At 66.9% G+C, this 22169-nt stretch carries 21 protein-coding genes; 6 read left to right on the plus strand and 15 right to left on the minus strand.

The window, feature by feature from the left end; all coding sequences use genetic code 11:
• The first annotated feature begins 27 nt into the window (after nucleotides 1-27).
• From dnaG to JLDANKMP_RS11780, 3 genes are read left to right on the plus strand one after another with little or no spacing between them, the layout of a single operon-like run.
• Nucleotides 28-1767, plus strand: a complete 1740-nt coding sequence (gene dnaG, locus JLDANKMP_RS11770; protein ID WP_212561170.1) for a DNA primase — start codon at nucleotides 28-30, stop codon at nucleotides 1765-1767.
• Between the two features lie 29 nt (nucleotides 1768-1796).
• Nucleotides 1797-2297 carry a sulfur transferase domain-containing protein gene (locus tag JLDANKMP_RS11775; protein WP_212561171.1) on the plus strand — a complete coding sequence of 167 codons (501 nt, stop codon included), beginning with the start codon at nucleotides 1797-1799 and terminating at the stop codon, nucleotides 2295-2297.
• Nucleotides 2298-2328: 31 nt separating this feature from the next.
• Nucleotides 2329-3300: a bile acid:sodium symporter family protein gene (locus JLDANKMP_RS11780; RefSeq protein WP_005407800.1), complete on the plus strand. Its 972-nt coding sequence runs from the start codon at nucleotides 2329-2331 to the stop codon at nucleotides 3298-3300.
• 107 nt (nucleotides 3301-3407) lie between these two features.
• Here the strand turns inward: JLDANKMP_RS11780 and JLDANKMP_RS11785 are convergent, their stop codons facing one another.
• From JLDANKMP_RS11785 to JLDANKMP_RS11805, 5 genes are all read right to left on the minus strand, one after another.
• Entirely contained in the window at nucleotides 3408-4214 is an 807-nt protein-coding gene (locus tag JLDANKMP_RS11785) for a hypothetical protein (protein WP_005407799.1), read from the minus strand.
• A gap of 146 nt (nucleotides 4215-4360) precedes the next feature.
• The gene (gene cyoE / locus JLDANKMP_RS11790) at nucleotides 4361-5254 is read right to left on the minus strand and encodes a heme o synthase (protein WP_005407798.1); all 894 of its coding nucleotides are present in this window, start codon (nucleotides 5252-5254) and stop codon (nucleotides 4361-4363) included.
• A 4-nt stretch (nucleotides 5255-5258) separates the two neighbouring features.
• A complete protein-coding gene (locus tag JLDANKMP_RS11795) occupies nucleotides 5259-6422 on the minus strand; it encodes a COX15/CtaA family protein (RefSeq protein ID WP_150359408.1) in 1164 nt (387 codons plus the stop codon).
• A 10-nt stretch (nucleotides 6423-6432) separates the two neighbouring features.
• Nucleotides 6433-7002, minus strand: a complete 570-nt coding sequence (locus tag JLDANKMP_RS11800) for a hypothetical protein (RefSeq protein ID WP_212561172.1) — start codon at nucleotides 7000-7002, stop codon at nucleotides 6433-6435.
• A 108-nt stretch (nucleotides 7003-7110) separates the two neighbouring features.
• A complete protein-coding gene (locus JLDANKMP_RS11805; protein WP_212561173.1) occupies nucleotides 7111-7824 on the minus strand; it encodes an SURF1 family protein in 714 nt (237 codons plus the stop codon).
• A gap of 57 nt (nucleotides 7825-7881) precedes the next feature.
• Between JLDANKMP_RS11805 and JLDANKMP_RS11810 the strand changes: the two genes are divergently transcribed.
• Nucleotides 7882-8100, plus strand: a complete 219-nt coding sequence (locus tag JLDANKMP_RS11810) for a twin transmembrane helix small protein (RefSeq protein WP_005412025.1) — start codon at nucleotides 7882-7884, stop codon at nucleotides 8098-8100.
• Between the two features lie 20 nt (nucleotides 8101-8120).
• Here JLDANKMP_RS11810 and JLDANKMP_RS11815 read toward each other — a convergent pair whose 3' ends face one another.
• From JLDANKMP_RS11815 to JLDANKMP_RS11840, 6 genes are read right to left on the minus strand one after another with little or no spacing between them, the layout of a single operon-like run.
• Nucleotides 8121-8996, minus strand: coding sequence for a cytochrome c oxidase subunit 3 (locus tag JLDANKMP_RS11815; protein WP_005412024.1), 876 nt, complete (start codon nucleotides 8994-8996; stop codon nucleotides 8121-8123).
• 13 nt (nucleotides 8997-9009) lie between these two features.
• Entirely contained in the window at nucleotides 9010-9600 is a 591-nt protein-coding gene (locus JLDANKMP_RS11820; RefSeq protein ID WP_005407792.1) for a cytochrome c oxidase assembly protein, read from the minus strand.
• Entirely contained in the window at nucleotides 9597-9833 is a 237-nt protein-coding gene (locus JLDANKMP_RS11825) for a hypothetical protein (RefSeq protein WP_212561174.1), read from the minus strand. The genes JLDANKMP_RS11820 and JLDANKMP_RS11825 overlap by 4 nt, the downstream gene beginning before the upstream one ends.
• A gap of 8 nt (nucleotides 9834-9841) precedes the next feature.
• A complete protein-coding gene (gene ctaD, locus JLDANKMP_RS11830) occupies nucleotides 9842-11449 on the minus strand; it encodes a cytochrome c oxidase subunit I (protein ID WP_005407790.1) in 1608 nt (535 codons plus the stop codon).
• 59 nt (nucleotides 11450-11508) lie between these two features.
• Complete coding sequence (coxB, locus tag JLDANKMP_RS11835) at nucleotides 11509-12462, minus strand: cytochrome c oxidase subunit II (protein ID WP_212561175.1); 954 nt, start codon at nucleotides 12460-12462, stop codon at nucleotides 11509-11511.
• 11 nt (nucleotides 12463-12473) lie between these two features.
• Nucleotides 12474-12950 (minus strand): DUF2244 domain-containing protein, encoded by a 477-nt coding sequence (locus JLDANKMP_RS11840; protein ID WP_004153894.1) that lies wholly within the window; start codon nucleotides 12948-12950, stop codon nucleotides 12474-12476.
• A gap of 274 nt (nucleotides 12951-13224) precedes the next feature.
• Between JLDANKMP_RS11840 and putA the strand changes: the two genes are divergently transcribed.
• Nucleotides 13225-16443: a bifunctional proline dehydrogenase/L-glutamate gamma-semialdehyde dehydrogenase PutA gene (gene putA, locus JLDANKMP_RS11845; protein WP_212561176.1), complete on the plus strand. Its 3219-nt coding sequence runs from the start codon at nucleotides 13225-13227 to the stop codon at nucleotides 16441-16443.
• A 117-nt stretch (nucleotides 16444-16560) separates the two neighbouring features.
• On the opposite strand, the gene JLDANKMP_RS11850 is transcribed toward putA, so the two are convergent.
• The 3 genes from JLDANKMP_RS11850 to JLDANKMP_RS11860 all read right to left on the minus strand — a co-directional run bounded on the left by JLDANKMP_RS11850 (nucleotide 16561) and on the right by JLDANKMP_RS11860 (nucleotide 19713).
• Entirely contained in the window at nucleotides 16561-17634 is a 1074-nt protein-coding gene (locus JLDANKMP_RS11850) for an AAA family ATPase (protein ID WP_212561177.1), read from the minus strand.
• Nucleotides 17621-18220, minus strand: a complete 600-nt coding sequence (gene pnuC, locus JLDANKMP_RS11855) for a nicotinamide riboside transporter PnuC (protein ID WP_212561178.1) — start codon at nucleotides 18218-18220, stop codon at nucleotides 17621-17623. Before pnuC ends, JLDANKMP_RS11850 begins: the two co-directional genes overlap by 14 nt.
• 140 nt (nucleotides 18221-18360) lie before the next feature.
• Nucleotides 18361-19713, minus strand: coding sequence for an outer membrane protein transport protein (locus tag JLDANKMP_RS11860; protein ID WP_212561179.1), 1353 nt, complete (start codon nucleotides 19711-19713; stop codon nucleotides 18361-18363).
• Between the two features lie 227 nt (nucleotides 19714-19940).
• On the opposite strand from JLDANKMP_RS11860, the gene JLDANKMP_RS11865 reads away from it, so the two are divergent.
• Nucleotides 19941-20633, plus strand: a complete 693-nt coding sequence (locus JLDANKMP_RS11865; RefSeq protein WP_005407784.1) for a rhomboid family intramembrane serine protease — start codon at nucleotides 19941-19943, stop codon at nucleotides 20631-20633.
• An 83-nt stretch (nucleotides 20634-20716) separates the two neighbouring features.
• On the opposite strand, the gene JLDANKMP_RS11870 is transcribed toward JLDANKMP_RS11865, so the two are convergent.
• Complete coding sequence (locus JLDANKMP_RS11870; protein ID WP_005407782.1) at nucleotides 20717-22165, minus strand: S41 family peptidase; 1449 nt, start codon at nucleotides 22163-22165, stop codon at nucleotides 20717-20719.
• Between the last annotated feature and the right edge of the window lie 4 nt (nucleotides 22166-22169).

Raw genomic sequence — 22169 nt, forward strand, 5'->3', positions numbered from 1 at the left:
CCTGCACCGCGCCCTGCCCTGTTGCCCATGGCCCGTATCCCCGACGCTTTCATCGACGACCTGCTCGCCCGCACCGACATCGTCGAGGTGGTGGGCAGCCGCGTGCCGTTGAAGCGCCAGGGCAAGGAGTACGCCGCGCGCTGCCCGTTCCATGACGAGCGCTCCGCGTCGTTCACGGTCTCGCCCACCAAGCAGTTCTATCACTGCTTCGGCTGCGGCGCGCACGGCACCGCGATCAGCTTCCTGATGAACTACGACCGCCTCGAGTTCCTCGACGCGGTGGATGAGCTGGCCAAGCGCGCGGGCATGGAAGTACCGCGCAACGAGAACCCGCGCAGCCCCCAGCAGCAGGACGACAGCCGCGAGCTGTATTCGGCACTGGATGCCGCTGCCCGGTTCTTCCAGAAGAACCTGGAAGGCAGCGACAAGGCACGCAGTTACCTTGATGGGCGTGGCGTGGACGAAGAGAACCGCGCGCGCTTCCAGATCGGCTACGCCCCGGATGGCTACAGCGGGCTGCGCGATGCACTGGGCAAGGACGAGCGGCGCATGAAACTGCTCGACCGCGCCGGCCTGTTCTCGAAGAATGACCGCGGCCACGTCTACGACAAGTTCCGCGACCGGGTGATGTTCCCGATCTTCGACCGCCGTGGCCGGGTGATCGCCTTCGGTGGCCGCGTGTTCGAGAAGGACGACGGCCCCAAGTACCTCAACTCGCCCGAAACCGCGCTGTTCCACAAGGGCCGCGAACTGTACGGCCTGTGGCAGGTGCGCCAGGCCAACCAGAAGATCGAGCGGCTGATAGTGGTCGAGGGCTACATGGACGTGGTCTCGCTGTTCCAGTTCGGTGTCACCCAGGCGGTGGCAACACTGGGTACCGCAACCACGCCGGACCATGCCGAGCTGCTGTTCCGCAACGCGCCGGACGTGTTCTTCTGCTTCGACGGCGACGCCGCCGGCCGACGCGCCGGCTGGAAGGCGCTGGAGTCGGTGCTGCCGCGCATGAAGGATGGCCGCCAGGCCTTCTTCCTGTTCCTGCCCGATGGCGAAGACCCGGACACCATCGTGCGCAAGGAAGGCGCCGAGGCCTTCAACGAGCGACTGAAGCAGGCCACGCCGCTGTCGCAGTTCTTCTTCGATGAACTGACCCGCGAGATCAACCTGGGCACGCTGGACGGCAAGGCGCGCCTGGCCGAACGCGCAAAGCCGATGCTGGCGCAGATTCCCGACGGTGCCTTCGGCGACCTGATGAAGCAGCAGCTGGCGCAGCTGACCGGGCTCGGCGGCAACGCCCAGGCTGCACGCACGCCGATGCCGCAACGCCAGCCTTCGCGCACGATCCAGCCGGTGGCCAGGCGCAGCCTGGTGCGCGGCGCGATCGCCGTGCTGCTGCAGCAGCCCTCACTGGCGCTGACCCTGGGCGGCCAGCACCACTTCCAGGGCCTGCGCCTGCCCGGCGTGGAGCTGCTGCTGGAGCTGCTGGGACTGGTCGAACAGCGCCCGGACATCAGCACGGGCGCCCTGCTGGAACACTTCGACGGCCGCGAAGAGCAGGCCTCGCTGCATACACTGGCGGCACAGACGCTGCCCGGCACCGAGACCAGCTGGACCCAGGAACTGCACGACGCGGTGGCCCAGCTGGAGAAACAGCTGCTGGTGCAACGTCTGGAGGAGTTGTTGGCAAAGCAGCGCCAGCAGGGTCTGGACGATACTGACAAATACGAACTGCGCGAGCTGCTGAAGGCCCGCGCCGGGCTGCGCCTGTAGAGGGGCAGAACGCTTTCACGGAGAGGACCATGCTGCTGCGCCTGACCTGCCTGCTGTTGTTGTCGCTCTGCCTGCCGCTGACGGCCCTGGCCGAAGAAGCATCCCTCAACGAAGTCCGCCCTGGCCTGTATGCCGGTGGCCAGCCCAGCGCCGCACAGCTGCAGGCCTTGGCCGCGCAGGGCGTACGCACCGTGATCGACCTGCGCCAGCCCGGCGAGGACCGCGGTTTCGATGAAACCCGCGTGGCCGAATCGCTGGGCCTGCGCTATGTGCGCATTCCGGTGGCCGGTGCCGAGGGGCTGGATGCGGCCAATGTGCACGCCGTGCATCAGGCCCTGCAGCAGAGCCAGGGGCCGGTGCTGCTGCACTGCGCCTCCGGCAACCGCGCCGGTGCCGTGCTCGGCCTGGTCAATGCCCGCTACGAACATGCCAGCCCGGAGCAGGCGCTTCAGCTCGGCCAGCGCGCCGGCCTGAAGTCGCTGGAAGCCGCCACCCGCCAGCGCCTGGCCACACCGGTCACCTCGCCCTGAACCACCCTCCGCACCAAGGACTCTGCCCACCATGACCCGCTGGTGGTCGCGCCTGCGACCGGACAACTTCACCCTCGCCCTGCTGTGCACCGTCGGCCTGGCCTCGCTGCTGCCGATGAAGGGCGCCGCCGCCATCGTGCTCGACGACGTCACCACGGTCGCCATCGCCGCGCTGTTCTTCCTGCATGGCGCGCGCCTGCCGCGCGAGTCGATCATCGGCGGCATGCTGCACTGGCGGCTGCACCTGACCATCCTGGCCTGCACCTTCCTCCTGTTCCCGCTGCTGGGGCTGATGTTCAAGCCACTGTCGGGCTGGCTGCTGACTCCGGAGCTGTACCTGGGCGTGCTGTTCCTGTGCACCCTGCCGTCCACCGTGCAGTCGTCCATCGCGTTCACCTCGATGGCCCGCGGCAACGTGCCGGCAGCGGTGTGCAGCGCCTCGCTGTCGAGCATCCTCGGCGTGTTCCTGACCCCACTGCTGCTGACCGCGCTGGCCGGCACCTCCGGCGGCGTGCATGACCCACTGCACGCGATCGGCGGCATCATGCTGCAGCTGCTGGTGCCGTTCGTGGCCGGCCACCTGCTGCGGCCGTGGATTGCCGGCTGGGTGGAGAAGCAGCGCGCGCTGCTGCGCTACACCGACCAGGGCACGATCCTGCTGGTGGTGTATTCGGCGTTCGGCGAAGCGGTGACCGAAGGGTTGTGGAGCAAGACGCCGCTGCTCTCATTGCTGGCCGTGGCCGTGGTGGCTGCCGTGCTGCTCGGCATCGCCATGCCGCTGATCACCTTCATCGCCCGCCGGCTGCGCTTCAACCGCGAGGACGAGATCGCCATCGTGTTCTGCGGCTCGAAGAAGAGCCTGGCCACCGGCGTGCCGATCGCCAAGGTGCTGTTCGCCGGCGGCAGCCTGGGCGCGATCGTGCTGCCGGTGATGATCTACCACCAGATCCAGCTGATCGTCTGCGGCGTGATCGCGCAGCGGTATGCGCGGCGCAAGCCCTGACCTGACCTGACGGGGAAATCATCCACGCATGGCGTGGATCTACTCCACACCACGGATGGCGTGAACCACCAGTAGATCCACGCCATGCGTGGATGGGTTGCCTGACGCTACGGATCCACGAGCGTGCCGACGCTCAGCTCCGGCATCCACACCCACAGGTCGTACGCCCGTTCCGCATGGGTATCGCCCCGCAGCCGCGGGGCCACCTGCTCTGGAAGTGGCCGCGCCATGCAACGGTCCGCGCACGCCCACGCCTGGCCACGCAGCGCACCCAACCGCACGCTGTAGATATCCAGGTCCCGCAGCTGGGAGGCCATCGGCCGCCTCTGCATTTCCGGCGGCATACCTTCCGGCCGCCGCAGCATGGCGTGGACATTGCCCGTCAGCACCAGCATGCGTGCATTGTCTGGCAACCCTCGATAGAGCCGTCGCAATTCGGCTGCCATGAAGTCATCGCGCGCCTGGTTGCCGCCACTGCTGGCATTGACGTCATAGCCAACCACTTCGATCACGCGCCCCTGCGCCTTCAGCACACGCAGGCCTTCGATCATCGCCAGCATGTCGCGGCTGCGGCGACCATCATGCTGGTCATCGCGTACGGTCCAGAACGCGCGGCCGCGCAGGTGCCGGCGCGCCGTGGCCCCGCCATCGGATTCCAGATAGTCGCGCAGCACAGGGTTCTCGGCGCGTGGCAGTTCCAGCGCCAGCAGGACCGGGCCGTTGCGGCTGTAGTCGTCCACCAGCTGGCGTACCAGCAACGGGGTCTCGCGGGTGCCGTGGAATTCGCCCAGTACCAGCAGGCGGTGCTCACCGGCATGCTGGCGGATCTGCGCGGCGGTGTCATCGGCATGCGCGGTGAGGGCCACACCCAGCGCCAGCAGCAGCGCGGTGGTCCAACGGAAGATCGAATGCATCCCTGCGCCTTCCTTTCCTATGCGGTCAGGAACAGCAATGGCGACGCAGCAACCGCGGTTCAAGTAGATCCACGCCGTGCGTGGATGCTCCCGCCATCAGACCGGGCCTGAGTCGAGCGTGGCTCGACTCTACAAAGGGCAGCCCCTCACAACCAGGGCAGGATCCAGTGGTCCACCAGCAGGAAGGCGAAAAGCGCCATCAGGTACACGATGGAGTAATAGAACATCTTCATCGAGAACAATTCGTCCGGCGGGTTGAGCATGCGCCAGGCATACCAGAGGAACACCGCGTTGAGCACGATCGCGCCGCCCAGGTAGAACGCACCGCTCATGCCCACCAGGTACGGCAGCAGGCAGACCAGCGCCAGCACCACCGAATACACCATGATCTGCTTGCGGGTATGCACCACGCCGTGGGTCACCGGTAGCATCGGGATCTCCGCCTTGGCGTAGTCCTCGCGGCGGAAGATCGCCAGCGCCCAGAAGTGCGGCGGGGTCCAGATGAAGATGATCAGCACCAGCAGCGACGAGTACGCCCAGTCCGACGAACCCTGCATGCCGGTCACCGCGGCCCAGCCCAGCATCGGCGGCATCGCGCCGGCCAGGCCACCGATGACGATGTTCTGCGAGGTCGCACGCTTGAGGTACACGGTGTAGATCACCGCGTAGCCGATCAGCGAGGCGAAGGTCAGCACGGCGGTGATCAGGTTCACCCACAGCACCAGGATGGTCATCGACAGCACGATCAGCACGCCGGCGAACACCAGCACCTGCCACGGCTTGACCTTGCCCACCACCAGCGGACGCCACGAGGTGCGCGCCATCTGCGCATCGATGTGCGCATCCAGCAACTGGTTGATGGCGGCGGCAGCCGAAGCAGCCAGCCAGATGCCGAGGAAACCGAGCACGCCGGCGCGCACCTGCTCCCAGCTCGGCACGCCCGGAATGGCCAGGACCATGCCGACCAGGGCGGTGAAGACGATCAGGGCAACGACCTTGGGCTTGGTCAGGTCCCAGTACTGGCGGTAATTGGAAAACATGGAGTCAGTCCGGGGCGCGCAGGCGGGCCAGCAGGCTGACCAGCACGAACAACAGGGCAACGGCCACGCCGTTGTGGGCCACCGCCACTTCCAGCGGCAGCGCCAGCTTCACGTTGAGGATGCCGAGGGTGACCTGCAGCAGCAGCAGCGCGATCAGCGCGCTGGCCCAGCCACGCATGCTCGGCAAGCGGAACAGGCGCACGCCCAGCCACAGCAGGTAGACGGCCACCACCACCGCGAACAGCCGGTGCGCCATCTGGATGGCGATACGCGAGGCGCCATCCAGCACGCCGCCTTCGTAATCCACGCCGATGCCGCGCCACAGGGTGAAGCCTTCGACGAAGTTGTGCTGCGGCCACCACTGGTTGGCACAGCGCGGGAAGTTGTCCAGCGAGGCGCTGCCGCCGCCGCAGGCCAGCGCCGCGTAGTTGGCACTGACCCAGCCGCCCAGTGCGATCTGGGTGACCAGCACCGCCACGCCGATGCGCAGCACCCACTTCAGCTTCGGTGCTTCGGCCAGGGTGATCGGCATGTGCGTGGCGCGCCAGGCCATCCAGACCAGCAGCGCGAACATCAGCATGCCGCCCAGCAGGTGCCCCATCACCACGATGGGCTTGAGCAGCAGGGTCACCGTCCACATGCCCAGCAGGGCCTGGAAGATCACCACGGCCAGGGTCAGCAGTGCAGCGCGCGCCAGGTCGATGTTGCTCCAGCGCAGCGCGGCGATCAGCAGGATCGCCTCGCCGATCAGAGCCAGGGTACTGGCGGTGCCATGCCAGCCCATCATGTACAGCGGTATGCCGGCGGCCACCAGCACGCAGGCGGTCACCACCGCCGTGCTTCCGAATCGCCGCTTGCGCGTGGCCAGCAGCGCCAGGGTCAGGATCTCGATGCCCAGTGCGCCGGCCAGGAAGCGGTGCACCTGTTCACGCCAGGCCTTGTGGGTCTCCAGCGGGCGGATCTCCGCCGCCGGGTGGCCGATGGTCTCTTCCACGTGCTGCGGCCAGGTGGCCTGGCCATAGCAGGTCGGCCAGTCCGGGCAGCTCAGGCCGGCATCGGACAGGCGCACGAAGGCGCCGAACATGATCGTGCTCGCGGTCATGATCATGGCGAACCACGCCAGGCGGTGGAAATTGCGGTGCAGCGCCGGACGCGCGGAAAGGCTCATCAAACGGGACTCACTTCAGTTTCAGCAACGTGGCCATGTCCTTGCGCAGGCCACCGAGGTCGGTGCCCGGGGCATGACGCATGATCACGAAGCCGTTCGGATCGATCACGTAGACCGGCAGGCCAGCCGGATCGTCGACGCCGGGCAGGGCCGCGCGCAGTGCTGGCGACGGAGCCAGCGGCCGCAGCGCGGGCAGCGAGGCGATCGACGCCGGTGGCGTTCCCAGCCACAGGATTTCGACATTATCGGCGTTATGGCCGAACAGCTGCCACACCTTGCCCAGTCCCTGCGACAAAGTGACGCACTGGGCGTCGCAGGCACCGGCCGGCGCCACCAGCAGGCGCCAGGTGCGGGCTTCGGGGTTCCACGGGTACGGCTGGCCGTTGGCCAGGGTCGGCGCCTGCTGGCGCAGGTCCACCGGCGGCTTCAGCAGCTGGCCGGCATTGCGGTGCCCGGTCGGTTGCCAGCCGGTGAAGCGCAGCACGGCGGCCAGCGCCATCGCCCCGAAGAACACGGCAAACAGCAGCACCAGGGTCCGGCGGCCGGAGCCGCGCGCCTGCGGGGACGTAGCAGTGTTCATGCGGGGCATTTTCTCATGGTTGGGTGAGGGATGCGGGTGTGACGCCGCGGTAGTGCCGGCCGCCGGCAGGCATCCAGGAATGCGGGGGTTGCCGGCCAGCGGCCGGCACTACCGGGCAGCACGTCGCCTGCGCCACTCCAGTACCAGCGCGACCACCAGCACGGTCAGGGCCAGGCCGAACCACTGCACGGCGTAGCCCAGGTGGCGCTGCGGCGGCAGCGTGTTCGGTAGCAGGTCCAGGTCGCGTTCGTCGCCGAAGGGCAGCGCCGGGTCCAGTCGCAGGACGCGATCGGGCAATGCCGGCAGGCCAAGCGCCGCCGCCAGGCCCTCGGCGGGCAAGCGGCTGGCCAGCCAACGCCCGGCCTCATCGGTAGCGGAGAACGCCGGGCCCAGGGCCAGCCCCGCCGACGGCGGCGGCGCCAGCAGGCCACGCACCGCCACCGGCGAAGGCGGTGCCGGCAGCTCCGGCAGGGTGCGATCGGGCGGCAGCGCGCGCCAGCCCAGATCGACCAGCAGCACGCTGCCCCCGTCACTGCGGAACGGGCGATAGATCTTCACGCCCGCGCGGCCGTCCCGGGTCTGGTTGTCCAGCAGCACCACGCCGGGCAGGAAGCGACCGTGGTCGGCCACGCCGTGCAAGGCGCCAGGTGCAGCCAGGGCCTGCGCCAGTGGCAGTGCCTGCGCTGCGGCTGGACCTTGTGCATCCAACATTGCCTGCTTGGCATGCATGCGCTGCAGCTGCCACAGCCCCAATGCGGTGAAACCGACCATTGCCAGCACCGCCAGCAGCCATCCGATCACGCGCGTGTGCTGGCGCATCATGACAAGTCCGCGCAAACGCGGTCAGATAGGCGCATCCACCCTGCCCTCGAGCCGCGCATGAGTGATTCGCTGAAGACCCTGCTGGTAATCGCGTTTCTGATCGTCATCGTCTGGAATCTGGGCGCCGGCCTGTATTACCTGCTGGTCGACCGCGGCCAGACCAAGCGCACGGTCAACGCACTGACGCGCCGCATCGCGGTGTCGGTTGCGTTGATCCTGCTGGTGATCGTGAGCATCTACATGGGCTGGATCAAACCGCACGGCATCGGCGGCTGAAGCCACCGATGCGTGCGCGGTCAAAGTACGTAGACGAACATGAAGAGCATCAGCCACACCACGTCGACGAAGTGCCAGTACCACGCGGCCGCTTCAAAACCGAAATGGTTGTCGCGGGTGAAGTGTCCCTTGGCCGAACGCAGCCACATCACGATCAGCATGATCGTGCCCAGCAGCACGTGCGCGCCGTGGAAGCCGGTCAGCATGAAGAACGTTGAACCGTAGATGCCCGAGCCGAGCGTCAGGTTCAGTTCCTTGTAGGCGTGGATGTACTCCTCCGCCTGCAGGGTCAGGAAGCCCAGGCCAAGCACCACGGTCAGGCCCAGCCAGATCAGCAGCTGGCGACGGTTGCCGGCCTTCAGCGCGTGGTGGGCGATGGTCAGGGTCACGCCGGAGGTGAGCAGGATCAGCGTATTGATCAGCGGCAGGCCCCAGGCCGGGATGGTCTGGAACGCGCCACCGATCGCCGCCGGCCCGTTAGTCGGCCAACCTGCCGAATAGCCCTGCCAGAGCAGCTCGTTGGTCATCACCCCGCGGCCTTCGCCGCTCAGCCACGACAGGCCCAGGTTGCGGGTGTAGAACAGCGCGCCGAAGAAGGCGCCGAAGAACATCACTTCGGAGAAGATGAACCAGATCATCCCCATCCGGAACGAGCCATCGACCTGGTGGTTGTAGTTGCCCGCCTGCGACTCGCGCACCACGTCGCTGAACCACCAGAACAACGTCAGCACCAGCATCGCGATGCCGATGTAGAAGGTCCAGCGTCCCCAGCTGGCATCGTTGAGCCAGCTGGCCACGCCCACCATGGTCACCATCATCGCGATGGAACCCACGAACGGCCATTTGCTCTGGGCCGGGACGAAGTACACGTTGGCGTCGGTCGGTGTCTGGGCCATGTCGGTATCCGGGTCAGGGTGCGGCGTGCGCGCCTTCCGAGGTGGCGGCCGGGGCCAGCCGATCGGACAGCGCGTCGTTGCGATAGAAGGTGTAGGACAAGGTGATCGTCTTGATCTCCGGCGGCAGGTCCGGATCGACGATGAAACGCACCGGCATGTCGCGCTTCTCGCCAGCCTGCAGCGTCTGCGCGGTGAAACAGAAACATTCGGTCTTGCTGAAGAAGCCCGAGGCACGCGCCGGCGCCACCGAAGGCACCGCACTGCCGACCACCGCCTGCTGGCTGTCGTTGCGGGCGAAGTACAGCGCCTCGTTGAGTTCGCCGGGCACCACGTCCATGGTCAGCTGTTCGGGATGGAACGACCACGGCAGGCGCGAATTGACGCCGCCATCGAACTCCACGCGCACGGTGCGCTTGCCGGTGGCGGCGCCGGTGCTGGCCTCGCTGCCGGGGCCGCGTTCCAGGCGCACACCGAACACCTTCTCGCAGGCGATGCGGTACAGCGGCACCAGCGAGAACGTGAGCAGGAACACCGCCACCGCCACACCGATCAGGCGCGGCAGCCCCGCACTGCGTGACGGTGTGCTGGCTGGCGCCTCGCTCATCGGCCGATCACCCCGCTGAGGATGAAGCCGACGTAGACCAGCACGGCGATGGCGCCGACCCACATCGCCGTGCGCCTGGCGCGCTGCCGTTGCTGTTCGATGCTTCCGCCCTGGTAGAGCCGACCGCTGGTCGGCTGCTTTTCGTTGTTGTAGAGCCGACTGTTAGTCGGCTGCACTTCGCGAGTCGACTGACAGTCGACTCTACCGATCGGCAGCGGGCTCTCGTTATGCATGTCCCACCTCAATGCGTGATGTCGTCATGCGCCAGATCTCCCGGGCGGATGGTCGGCGGCGTGGTGAAGGTGTGCGCCGGTGCCGGCGACGGCAGCGTCCACTCCAGGCCGCGTGCACCCTCCCAGGAACGGGCCTCGGCCTTCTCGCCATTGCGCAGCGAGGACAGCAGGATCGCCGCCATCATGAACGGGGTGACGAACATGCCGAACGCGCCGATCGAGCTGATCAGGTTCCAGTCGGCGAAGGCCACGCTGTAATCGGGAATGCGGCGCGGCATGCCGGCCAGGCCGAGGAAGTGCTGCGGGAAGAACAGCAGGTTCACGAACACGATCGACCACCAGAAGTGCACCTTGGCCCACTTCTCGCTGTACATCCGCCCGGTCCACTTCGGCCACCAGTAGTACACCGCCGCGATCAGCGCGAACACCGCGCCGGTCACCAGCACATAGTGGAAGTGGGCAACCACGAAGTAGGTGTCGTGGTACTGGAAGTCGGCGGCCACGATCGCCAGCATCAGGCCGGAGAAGCCACCGATGGTGAACAGGATGACGAAGGCCACCGACCACAGCATCGGTGCCTCGAACGTCAGCGAGCCCCGCCACATGGTGCTGACCCAGTTGAACACCTTCACCCCGGTCGGGATCGAGATCAGCATGGTGGCGAACATGAAGTAGATCTCGCCGCCCAGCGGCATGCCCACGGTGAACATATGGTGGGCCCAGACGATGAACGACAGGAACGCGATCGCGGCGGTGGCGTACACCATCGCCTGGTAGCCGAACAGCGGCTTGCGGCTGAAGGTCGGGATGATCTCGCTGACCACGCCGAAGGCGGGCAGGATCATGATGTAGACCTCGGGATGGCCGAAGAACCAGAAGATGTGCTGGTACATCACCGGGTCACCGCCACCGGCGGCGTTGAAGAAGCTGGTGCCGAAGAACTTGTCGGTCAGCAGCATGGTCACCGCACCGGCCAGCACCGGCATCACCGCGATCAGCAGGAAGGCGGTGATCAGCCAGGCCCAGCAGAAGATCGGCATTTTCAGCAGGTCGATGCCCGGCGCGCGCATGTTGAGCACGGTGGCGATGATGTTGATCGCACCCATGATCGAGCTGATGCCGGCCACGTGGATGGCGAACACGCTGAAGGCCACGTTGTAGCCGCCCTGCAGCGACAGCGGCGGGTACAGCGTCCAGCCACCGGCCGGCGCACCACCGGGCAGGAACAGGGTCAGCAGCAGCAGGCTGAAGGCCACCGGCAACAGCCAGAACGACCAGTTGTTCATGCGCGGCAGCGCCATGTCCGGCGCGCCGATCTGCAGCGGAATCATCCAGTTGGCCAGGCCCACGAAGGCCGGCATCACGCCACCGAAGATCATCACCAGCGCATGCACGGTGGTCATCTGGTTGAAGAATTCGGGCTTGACGAACTGCAGGCCCGGCTGTGCCAGCTCGGCGCGGATCACCACGCTCATCGCCGCACCGATGATGAACATGATGAAGCTGAAACCGAGGTACAGCGTGCCGATGTCCTTGTGGTTGGTCGAGAAGAACCAACGTTCGAAGAAGCTCTGGTGGTGATGGTGATCGTCGTGCCCAACTGCCGAGTGCGCCATTGCAAAACACCTCTCAGAATCGGTTGTCACCGCGGCCGCGAACGGCTGCGGGCTTTACATCACGCTCCGCTGGCCGCGGTGGCAGGCGCGCTGCCGGCTTCTGCAGCAGCAGGCGCAGCCGGTGCCTCGCCCGTCGGTGCAGTCGGTTCGGCAGGTGCCGCAGGCGTGGCGGGCTCGGCGGGCGGCGCCGGCTTGCGCTGCGCCAGCCACTTCCTGAAGTCCTCCTTGGACACCGCCTCGACCACGATCGGCATGAAGCCGTGGTCCTTGCCGCACAGCTCGGCGCACTGGCCGCGGTAGACACCGGGCTGCTCGATGCTGGTCCAGGCTTCGTTGATGAAGCCGGGGATGGCGTCCTGCTTCCAGCCCAGCGCCGGTACCCACCAGGCGTGGATCACGTCGTCGGAGGTGATGACGAAACGCACCTTGGTATCGACCGGCAGCACCAGGCGGTTGTCGACATCCAGCAGGTAGTGCGGATGGCTTTCGCGGGTCGGCACGATGCCGCTCTGCCGCACCCGGTCGGACTCGCGGTCCAGGCGGCTGGTGAAGGTGACGTTCTCGCCCAGATATTCGTACTTCCACATCCACTGGTAGCCGGTGACCTTCACCGTCATCTCGGCATCGCGGGTGTCGTACATCTTGATCAGGTTGGCCGTGGCCGGCCATGCCATCACGATCAGGATGATCACCGGGATCACTGTCCAGATGATCTCGGCCTTGGTGTTGTGGCTGAAGGTGGCCGCGACCGCGCCCTTGGATTTGCGGAACTTGAAGATGGCGTAGGCCATCGCCCCGAACACGATGACGCCGATCACCGTGCAGATGATCAACGACAGGTTGTTCGATTCCCAGGCCAGGCGCGAGGTCTGGGTCACCCCCTTGCCCATGTTCAGCTGCCACGGCTTCGGATCGGCCGCCTGGGCCCAGGCCAACGCCGGAATCAATCCCCCGGCCACCATGGCGGCGACCGTTGCAACGCACTTCGTGCCCCACCTGCTGCTTTGCTTCATTGCCTAGACCCTTAGCGTCGTCGGTTGCCGCCATCGCTGGCGGCGAGCAAGCTTTCAAGTGTCTCTGCGAGCGTCTGACGTTCGGCCGGCGCGAGGAAACTCCCCACCTCCACCTGCCGGCCGCTGGATGCCAGCCGGACCCTCTCATCGTCGGTGAGCAGGCGCACCCAGTGGGGGTGGGCCCGGAACACCGGCGATCCACCGGGTACGGGGATGACCTCCACGTACGCCGGCACTACCCGGATCTCCTCCTGCCGTTCACCACTGCGCCACAAGGCACGCAGCGCCGCCGCCAGCACCAGGCTGTACAGCAGCGCGAACAGGGGGGCGAATGCATTGCCGGCCAACCACCCGAGGGCGGACACCAGCCACATCGCACCCGACAACACGGTGAACAACAGGACGAACTGCCGGGCATCGAGCGCCCGTGGGGGACGCAGCCGCAGCTGCGTACCTGACCCATCCGGAGCTGGAAGCACCTCGATCATGTCGCAACCGCGTTCCTGCCGCGGGAAACGCCTCGATGGTAGCCCCGCCCTCTCGCCGGTAGCAAGGGTGCATTCACACATTTTCCGATGCTGCAACACAGCATGAGGTCGGCGGTACGAATGACGAATTCGGCATAAACTCCTCTGCACTTGCTGAACACGCTGAATCCACCGCAGCTATTGGCTATCAGCGCTTCACGAAGGTGGCTGCTGGGCACTTCCGCAACCCGCAAAAATGATTAAAATCGCCAAGTTTTCCACTGGCCGGACCGGCATGAACGCACCTTCCTCCTCCCCTGCAGCCCACGACGCCCCGCGTCCCGGCGCGTTGCTGTCGCCGGAACTGCCGGCGCCCCCCAACCCGTTCCGCCAGGCCATCACCGACGCCTGGTTGAAGGACGAGGCCACCCACGTGCGCGAGCTGCTGGCGCAGGCCCGCCTGCCCGCCGAAGAACAGGCCAAGGTGCAGGCGCTGGCCGCCGACCTGGTCGGCCGCGTGCGCGTGCGTGCCAAGGACCAGGGCGCGATCGAAGCCTTCATGCGCCAGTACGACCTGGGCAGCGAGGAAGGCGTGCTGCTGATGTGCGTGGCCGAGGCACTGCTGCGTATTCCGGACCAGGACACCGCCGACAAGCTGATCCGCGACAAGCTGGCCGATGCCGACTGGGAAAAGCACCTGGGCGGCAGCGACTCGGTGCTGGTCAATGCCTCCACCTGGGGCCTGATGCTGACCGGCAAGCTGGTGCAGATGAACGACGCCACCCGCGCCGATGCGCCCAGCGCGTTCAAGCGCCTGGTCGGCCGCGTCGGTGAGCCGGTGGTGCGCCTGGCCGTGCGCCAGGCGATGAAGATCATGGGCCACCAGTTCGTCATGGGCCGCACCATCAGCGAAGCGCTCGCGCGCTCGCACAAGGGCGACAACGCCAGCTACCGATACTCCTTCGACATGCTCGGCGAAGGTGCGCTGACCATGAAGGACGCGCTGCGCTACCTGGAAGACTACCGTCGTGCGATCCACGCCATCGGCGGCGATCACAAGGCACGCGGCGGCCGTCCGGATGGCGACGTCAACAATGCCCCGGGCATCTCGATCAAGCTGTCGGCGCTGTACCCGCGCTACGAGCACGCCAAGCGCGAGCGCGTGCTGAAGGACCTGGTACCGGGCGTGCTGGAACTGGCACAGCTGGCCAAGAGCTACGGCATCGGCTGCACCGTCGACGCCGAAGAGTCCGACCGCCTGGAACTGTCGCTGGACATCATCGAGCAGGTGTTCTCCGACGCGTCGCTGTCCGGCTGGGATGGCTTCGGCGTGGTCGTGCAGGCCTACCAGAAGCGCACCCCGTACACGATCGACCACCTGGCCGACATGGCGCGCCGCGCCGGTCGCCGCCTGCAGGTGCGCCTGGTCAAGGGCGCGTACTGGGACGCCGAGATCAAGCGCGCGCAGATCGAAGGCTACCCGGGCTACCCGGTGTTCACCCGCAAGCAGAACACCGACGTGTCCTACCTGGCCTGCGCCAAGCGGCTGTTCACCCATGCCGACGCGATCTACCCGATGTTCGCCACGCACAACGCGCATACCATCGCGGCCGTGCGCAGCATCGCCAACGGCGGCGTGTACGAGCACCAGAAGCTGCACGGCATGGGTGACGACCTGTACGCCGAGGTGGTGCCGGCTGACCGCCTGGGCCTGCCCTGCCGCGTGTATGCACCGGTCGGTTCGCATGAAGACCTGCTGCCGTACCTGGTGCGTCGCCTGCTGGAAAACGGCGCCAACTCCAGTTTCGTCAACCGCATCACCGACGAGCGCGTGCCGATCGCCGACCTGATCCGCGATCCGGTCGAGATGGTCGCCTCGTTCGCTTCGATTCCGCATCCCAAGATCCCGCTGCCGGTTGACCTGCTGCGCAGCCAGAACCACGACAGGAAGAACTCCATGGGCGCCAACCTCGCCAACGACAACGAACTGCGCGCCCTGGCCGAGCAGATCAACGCGGCTGTGAAGCCCTGGCAGGCCGCGCCGCTGGTGCCGGGTGCCAACCCGGCCGGCACCACGCTGCCGGTGACCAACCCGGCCGACACCCGCGAAGTGGTTGGCCAGTGGCTGGCCGCAGACGCCGCCACCGTGCAGAAGGCCCTGGCGAATGCCGTAGCCGCGCAGCCGGCCTGGAACCGCACCCCGGCCGCCAGCCGCGCCGCCATCCTCGAGCACGCCGCCGACCAGCTGGAAGCACGCATGCCGGAATTCATGGCGCTGTGCGTGAAGGAAGCCGGCAAGAGCCTGCCCGACAGCATCGCCGAAGTGCGCGAAGCGGTGGACTTCCTGCGCTACTACGCCAAGCAGGCGCGCGAGCAGTTCAGCCACGCCGAGAAGCTGCCGAGCCCGACTGGTGAGTCCAACGAGCTGCAGTTGCACGGCCGCGGCGTGTTCGTCTGCATCAGCCCGTGGAACTTCCCGCTGGCGATCTTCCTGGGCCAGGTGGCTGCGGCACTGGCCGCCGGCAACAGCGTCATCGCCAAGCCGGCCGAACAGACCAACCTGATCGGCTACTACGCGGTGAAGCTGCTGCACGACGCCGGCGTGCCGGCCGAGGTGGTGCAGTTCCTGCCGGGCGACGGTGCTACCGTCGGTGCCGCGCTGACCGCCGACCCGCGCGTGGCCGGCGTGGCCTTCACCGGCTCCACCGACACCGCCCGTGCGATCAACCGCGCGATGGCGGCGCGTGACGCCGCCATCGGTGTGCTGATTGCCGAGACCGGCGGCCAGAACGCCTTCATCGCCGATTCGTCGGCGCTGCCGGAACAGCTGGTCAAGGACGCGATCGGTTCGGCCTTCACCTCCGCCGGCCAGCGCTGCTCGGCCGCGCGCGTGCTGTTCGTGCAGGACGACATCGCCGACAAGGTGATGACCATGCTGGCCGGTGCGATGAAGGAACTGAAGGTCGGCAACCCCGGCCTGCTGTCCACCGACGTCGGCCCGGTGATCGACGCAGATGCGCTGAAGATCCTGCAGGACCACGCTGAGCGCATGGACCGCGAAGCGCGCCTGATCGCCGCCGCCGAGCTGTCGGCCGAGGCCGCCAACGGCACCTTCTTCGCACCGCGCGCGTACGAACTGAAGGACCTGGGCCAGCTGCAGAAGGAAGTGTTCGGCCCGGTGCTGCACGTGATCCGCTGGAAGGGCGACCAGCTCGACGCGGTGATCGACCAGATCAACGCCACCGGCTACGGCCTGACCCTGGGCGTGCATTCGCGCATCGACGAGACCGTCGACCGCATCAGCAACGGCGTCCATGTCGGCAACGTCTACGTCAACCGCAACCAGATCGGTGCGGTGGTCGGCGTGCAGCCGTTCGGCGGCCAGGGCCTGTCCGGCACCGGCCCGAAGGCCGGCGGCCCGCACTACCTGCTGCGCTTCGCCACCGAAAAGACGGTGACGGTGAATACCACCGCCGCCGGCGGCAACGCCTCGCTGCTGACCCTGGGCGACTGATCGCCCGGTTGATGCAGTGAACGAAAAACCCCGCGAAAGCGGGGTTTTTTGTGCCCTGCTTCCTGTAGAGCCGGGCCCACGCTCGGTTTGCCTCGCACAGCCGAGCGTGGGCTCGCTCTACAGAGGCTGGGCCACACTGAACCGATTGTCCGCCCGCTTCGCCAGCTCGCTCTGCACGCGCGCGATGCGCGTCTCCAGATCGCCTTCCAGCAGCACGTAGTCGACTCCCCGCGCCTCCAGCTCGCGCACGTACCACGCATGCTGCTGCGCCCGGAAGGCTTCGCCCACCCGCGTGCCGTCCTGGTCGAACGGGATATCCGGCGCACACAGGAACAGCAGGTCATACGGTCGCAATGCAGCCTGCCGCAGTGCCTCCGGCGCCGTACCAGACATCCAGCCGCTGTAGCCCAGCGTCACCAGCGGCGTGGTATCGCAGAACAGCCAGCGATGCGCATGCCGTGCGGTCTCGTCTTCGTGCTGCGGCTGTGCCATTGCGATGCGAAGCAGATCATCTGGCGTCAGCTCTCCGCCCTGCTGCTCCCATAGCGTGCGGCCATACTCCGGCACCCAGGCGGTCTGCAGTCGCTCGGCCATCACGCGCGCCAGCGTGGTCTTTCCGCTGGACTCGCCACCAATGAACGCCACGCGCTGCACATAGCCGGCATAGACCTGCGGTGCGAGGCCATGACGGTGCGCATGCGGATCGGCGCGCAGCTGGGTGCCACACGCCTGCCCGACGTCCAGTGCGCGTTCGAGCCGCTCATGGCGTACCGGCGCGCCGAAGTGCGTGGCCAGCGCCTGCGCGAAGCCGTCGCCGTAGTCCTCGCCGGTGTAGACCGCCTGCACCGGCCCGCCGAACAGGCTCAGGCACAGCCAGGCGGTGAACTCGCGCTGCACGTGCTCGTTGTCGCTGTCCTGCGGCAGCGTGCGCACGGGCAAACCATGCTGCGTGCACAATGCCGCCAGGCGCGCGTCATCAAGCACCGCCACCGTCGCCTGCGGGAAGCGCGCTCGCAGCCAGCGCTCGCGACGCTCGGCGCTGTAGCCTGGGAAACCCGGCTGCGACCAGCCAATCACCAGCAGCTGCCGGCAGCGCGTGGCGGCGAACTCGATCAGGCGTTCGTGGCCGAGGTGCAGCGGGCAGAACTTGCCCACCACCACCCCCCGCGCAACGCGCTCAGGCGGCGGCATCGGCTGCCTTGGCCTCGGTCCGCATCAGATGACGCCAATGGCGCAGGGCGACCAGCGCGTTTATCCAGAAACCGATGTAGAGGATCGAGGTCAGGTGCAGGCCACGGCTGTAGTACAGCGGCACCGCCACGGTGTTCACCAGCAGCCACACCCACCACGATTCCAGCTTGCGGCGCATCATCAGGATCTGCGCGATCACGCTCAATACCAGCACCGCCGAATCGATGTACGGCGCGTAGGCATTGGTCAGGCGGGTCAGCACCCAGCCGTAGCCGAAGGTGGCCACCACTGCCAGCGGCGCCAGCCAGGCCCAGGCGTGCGGCCGCAATGAAGTGATCGGCAACGGCGCGCCATGGTCACCACGCAGCCACTGCCACCAGCCCAGCACGCTGATGGCGATGAAGAAGAACTGCAGCACCATGTCCGCATACAGGTGCGATCGTTCGAACACCGCAGCAAACAATGCGCAGCCGACGATGCCCAGCCACCAGGTGTGCACGTTGTTGCGGCCGGCCAGCAGGATCGAGCCGGCGACGGCGATGTTGGCAGCCAGCTCCAGCTGGAAGTTCGGGTCGGACAGGTTCATGACGCTATTGTCATGGATTCGCCCCCTGCGTACACAACCGGGCGTAGCCACGCCCGACGTGGATGCCCTGGGCCGCACTGCAAAAAGAAGGCCCCGCTTACGCGGGGCCTTCCGTGTCTTGCTTCAGGCAATCGCCTGGATCAGAACTTGTACTGGAACGAAGCTGCCAGCACGTCGCCACGAACCTTGTACTTGCCAGCCAGCGAGTTGCCCTGGTTGTTGGTAGTCGGCTTGATGTTCACGTTCGGGTCGCTGGTGAACAGGTGGGTGTAGCCGAAGTTGTATTCGGTGTTAGCCGACGGGGTCCAGCCCACGCCCAGCGACAGCCACTTGCGGCTGGTATCTGGCACGCGCACATCGCGATGAGCGTCGGTAGTCGGGGTCTGGTCCAGCGCGACACCACCGCGCAGGGTGACGGTATCGCTCAGCTTGTAGTCCGCACCCAGCGACACGAAGGTGGTATCGCGATAGCCGAAGTCCAGCACAGAGTCCTTCTGGGCCGAAGCGTAGTCGATGGTGACAGCGTCGAATGCGGTCGACCAAGCGGTGCGGGTGACGTCACCCATCACAGTCCAGCGGTCGTTGACCTTGTGGGTCACACTGAGGGTTGCCGACGCCGGCAGCTTTACGGTTGCCTTCCCGCTGGTGCTGACGAACTGGCCCGGCTGAGTCTGTCCCAGGATGGTCGCGGTGCGGCCATTGTCGTTCGGCATCAGGAAGGTGGCATCGCCACCGGTGATCTTGTGCGTAACCTTGGAGCGGTAGCTCAGGCCGATGTGGGTATTCTCATCGATCGAGAACAGACCACCGACCGTCCAGCCCACTGCATTGTTGTCGCCTTCAACGGTCAGCTTGCCGTCGGCGCTGCCCGGGGCGTAACCCGGCACGCGGGCCTGGGCCAGCGCAGTACCGAAATCGATGTTGTTGCTCAGCTCGATAGTCAGGTGCTCGACGAACACCGACGCACCGAAGGAAACGTACGGGTTGACGTCATAGGATGCGGCGAAGCCGAGGTCGATCGCCTTCAAATCGGTCTTCAGGCCGCTGTAGCGACCCACCCAACCATTGTCGTACTGGGTCTTGAAACCAAACGGAGCAGTCAGCGACACACCGAAGTGCGCCTTCTCGCCGACTGGCATATGGAAGTATGCGGCCGGAACCGGGGCGATCATTCCAGCGTCGCCGCCGTCACCGCCGGTCTGCGCGGCGCCGGTCGGCTTACGGCCTTGGCCTTTGAACTCGGCCTTGAAGCTGATGGCGCTCAGGTCACCCTGAATCAGGGTGCCATCAAGCTGGTGCATGCCGGCCGGGTTGACGGCGATGATGGAGGCGTCGCCTTCGGCGCTGCCGGAGCCGGCGAACGCGCGGCCCAGGCCCTTGGCGCTGTTTTCCTTCAGCTGGAAGGCGGCAGCATTGGCATCGGCGGCGGCCAGCGCACCGGCAACGCCGACGGCCAGCAGGGTCAGTCGGGCAATGGTGGAAGCGGTTTGCATCGTAGTTCTCTCTCTCCGGTAAGCGGTGATGGTGCTCTGAGTGCGCCTGCGCCCGGCAGGCCCAGAGGCCCGTCGAAGCGCGCCGGATTCCCCTCCCGACATACGACGCCGTATGCGAGTATTACCCAGAGCCGTTAATGAAACAATAACGACGCAGGCGGTTTTTTCGTCTCAAAAGCTGAACAGGACAATCCCCGTCGCAAGCGCCCGCACGCTAGGCTAGTGCCATGTTCGTCTCCCTCCCGTCCCGCAAGAAGGCGGCCCTGCGCTGGGCCACGCCCGTGCTGTTTGCGGCACTGTGGCTGGCGTTCCTATGGTCGATCTCGCGTCCGGACGATGCCCGCGGCAGCCTCTGGCTGGACTGGGGCGCCCTGTCCACGGGCCTGACCCACCCGCTCGACTGGTGGGCGACGCTGCAGGACGGCAGCGTGCTGCGCCTGTTCACCGCCCTGTTCCTGCACGCGGACTGGTCGCATCTGCTGGGCAACCTGGTGTTCCTGCTGATCTTCGGCCTGCCCGCCGAGCGGGTGCTGGGGCCCTGGCGCCTGCTGCTGCTGTTCCTGGTCGGCGGCGCGGTATCGAATCTGGTGGCCATCTACACCATGGGCAGCCCGGACCAGATCATCATCGGTGCCAGTGGCGCGGTCTCGGCACTGATCGGTGCCTACCTGGCCCTGTTCCCGGGGGCGCGGCTGGGCGTGGTGATCCCGCTTGGCCTGTTCCTGGAATTCGTGCGTGCCCCGGCCTACCTGCTGATCGGCGTGTGGGCAGCGCTGCAGGTGGTGTTCGCCCATATCGGCCCGAGCTTCGGCATGGTGGCCTGGTGGGCCCACATCGGCGGCTTCGTGTTCGGCCTGGTGTACGGGGTCTACGTGCGCGCGGCGATCGCCCGCCGCCTGCGCAAGCGCCACGGCTTCTGAGGCCCAGGTAGTGCCGGCCGCTGGCCGGCATTTGGTTTCTTCTTCCGCCCTTGAGCCGACGCCGGGTATGGCCCGGCGCTACCTCACGGCTTCGCTGGGGCCGGTGCGGGCTTTGCTTCCGGCTGTGCTTCCGGCTTAGGTTCGACCTTCGCTTCCGGCTTCGCCGCAGCGGCCTTCGCGGCCTTGGCCGCATCCGCCTTCGCCGCTTCGGCCTTCAAGCGTGCAGCCACCGAACCCGGGTTCTTCAGCTCGGCCAGCGCGTCGTTGATCGGGCCATCGCCCGGCAGCACCGCACCGGCGTGGTAGCCCTCGGTGCCTTCGTCGTCGCCACGCAGATGGCCCGGCAGGGTCGCTTCGCTGTAATCGCTCAGGCTGGCCGGCAGTGCCTCGTCTTCCGGGCGCGCCGCAGGCTTCAGTTCGACCTCCGGCACGATGCCAGTGGCCTGGATCGACTTGCCGCTGGGCGTGTAATAACGCGCGGTGGTCAGCTTCACCGAGTCACCGTTGTCCAGCGGCAACACGGTCTGCACCGAGCCTTTGCCGAAGGTGCGGCTGCCGACCACGCGCGCGCGCTTGTTGTCGCGCAGCGCCCCAGCCAGCACTTCCGAGGCGCTGGCCGAACCGGCATCGACCAGCACCACCACCGGTGCGCCCTTCAGCAGGTCGCCCGGCGTCGCATCGAACCGGGCATCGCTGATGCTGATGCGGCCGCGGGTGCTGACGATGTTGCCCTTGTCGAGCAGGTCGTCGGCCACCTGCACCGCGGCAGTCAGCAGCCCACCCGGGTTGCTGCGCAGATCCAGCACCAGGCCCTTGAGCTGGCCGCCGGACTGCTTCTGCAACTGCTGCAGGTGCTTCTGGAAGTCCGACCCGGTGTCGGCCTGGAAGGTGCTCAGGCGGATGTAGCCGTAGCCCGGCTCCAGCAGGCGGCTGCGCACGCTGGTCACGCGGATGGTCTGCCGGGTGAGGCTGACGTCGAACGGCTTCGGCTTGCCCGCGCGCACGATGGTCAGCACCACCTTGCTGCCGGCCGGGCCACGCAACGGTTCGCTCGCATCAATGGCGCTGATCGGCTTGCCGTCGATGGCGATGATCAGGTCACCGGCGAGGATGCCGGCCTTGGCCGCCGGCGTGTCGTCGATCGGCGAGATGACCTTCATGCTGGCGTTGTCGGGCTGCTGCTGCAACTCCACGCCGATGCCCTCGTAGGCGCCGTTGGCCTGCTCGTCGAAGGCCTGCGCGTCTTCCTTGTTGAAGTACGTGCTGTGCGGGTCGAGGTCGAGCAGCAGGCCGCGCACCGCCGACTGCATCAGCTTCTTGTCATCGACCGGGTCGACATAGGCCGCGCGCACCGCGTTGTACACCGCCACGAAGCGGCGGATGTCCTCCAGCGGCACCTTCGAGGTCACCGCCTCCTCGCTGTTCGCTGCCTGCCCGCTGGTTTCCTTGCTCGGGGCGGGCGCGGTCTGCTGCGCCCAGGACAGCGCCGGCAACAGGGCCAGCAAGAGGGTGGCGGTACGGGCTGCGCGCATGGAT

Origin of the sequence: Stenotrophomonas sp. PE591 (assembly GCF_018320795.1) — a bacterium.
GTDB classification, from domain to species: Bacteria; Pseudomonadota; Gammaproteobacteria; order Xanthomonadales; family Xanthomonadaceae; genus Stenotrophomonas; species Stenotrophomonas maltophilia.

Coding starts and splice junctions, on each gene's coding strand:
- dnaG (WP_212561170.1), top strand. CDS start 28: ATGGCCCGTATCCCCGACGCTTTCATCGACGACCTGCTCGCCCGCACC.
- JLDANKMP_RS11775 (WP_212561171.1), top strand. CDS start 1,797: ATGCTGCTGCGCCTGACCTGCCTGCTGTTGTTGTCGCTCTGCCTGCCG.
- JLDANKMP_RS11780 (WP_005407800.1), top strand. CDS start 2,329: ATGACCCGCTGGTGGTCGCGCCTGCGACCGGACAACTTCACCCTCGCC.
- JLDANKMP_RS11785 (WP_005407799.1), bottom strand. CDS start 4,214: ATGCATTCGATCTTCCGTTGGACCACCGCGCTGCTGCTGGCGCTGGGT.
- cyoE (WP_005407798.1), bottom strand. CDS start 5,254: ATGTTTTCCAATTACCGCCAGTACTGGGACCTGACCAAGCCCAAGGTC.
- JLDANKMP_RS11795 (WP_150359408.1), bottom strand. CDS start 6,422: ATGAGCCTTTCCGCGCGTCCGGCGCTGCACCGCAATTTCCACCGCCTG.
- JLDANKMP_RS11800 (WP_212561172.1), bottom strand. CDS start 7,002: ATGAACACTGCTACGTCCCCGCAGGCGCGCGGCTCCGGCCGCCGGACC.
- JLDANKMP_RS11805 (WP_212561173.1), bottom strand. CDS start 7,824: ATGATGCGCCAGCACACGCGCGTGATCGGATGGCTGCTGGCGGTGCTG.
- JLDANKMP_RS11810 (WP_005412025.1), top strand. CDS start 7,882: ATGAGTGATTCGCTGAAGACCCTGCTGGTAATCGCGTTTCTGATCGTC.
- JLDANKMP_RS11815 (WP_005412024.1), bottom strand. CDS start 8,996: ATGGCCCAGACACCGACCGACGCCAACGTGTACTTCGTCCCGGCCCAG.
- JLDANKMP_RS11820 (WP_005407792.1), bottom strand. CDS start 9,600: ATGAGCGAGGCGCCAGCCAGCACACCGTCACGCAGTGCGGGGCTGCCG.
- JLDANKMP_RS11825 (WP_212561174.1), bottom strand. CDS start 9,833: ATGCATAACGAGAGCCCGCTGCCGATCGGTAGAGTCGACTGTCAGTCG.
- ctaD (WP_005407790.1), bottom strand. CDS start 11,449: ATGGCGCACTCGGCAGTTGGGCACGACGATCACCATCACCACCAGAGC.
- coxB (WP_212561175.1), bottom strand. CDS start 12,462: ATGAAGCAAAGCAGCAGGTGGGGCACGAAGTGCGTTGCAACGGTCGCC.
- JLDANKMP_RS11840 (WP_004153894.1), bottom strand. CDS start 12,950: ATGATCGAGGTGCTTCCAGCTCCGGATGGGTCAGGTACGCAGCTGCGG.
- putA (WP_212561176.1), top strand. CDS start 13,225: ATGAACGCACCTTCCTCCTCCCCTGCAGCCCACGACGCCCCGCGTCCC.
- JLDANKMP_RS11850 (WP_212561177.1), bottom strand. CDS start 17,634: ATGCCGCCGCCTGAGCGCGTTGCGCGGGGGGTGGTGGTGGGCAAGTTC.
- pnuC (WP_212561178.1), bottom strand. CDS start 18,220: ATGAACCTGTCCGACCCGAACTTCCAGCTGGAGCTGGCTGCCAACATC.
- JLDANKMP_RS11860 (WP_212561179.1), bottom strand. CDS start 19,713: ATGCAAACCGCTTCCACCATTGCCCGACTGACCCTGCTGGCCGTCGGC.
- JLDANKMP_RS11865 (WP_005407784.1), top strand. CDS start 19,941: ATGTTCGTCTCCCTCCCGTCCCGCAAGAAGGCGGCCCTGCGCTGGGCC.
- JLDANKMP_RS11870 (WP_005407782.1), bottom strand. CDS start 22,165: ATGCGCGCAGCCCGTACCGCCACCCTCTTGCTGGCCCTGTTGCCGGCG.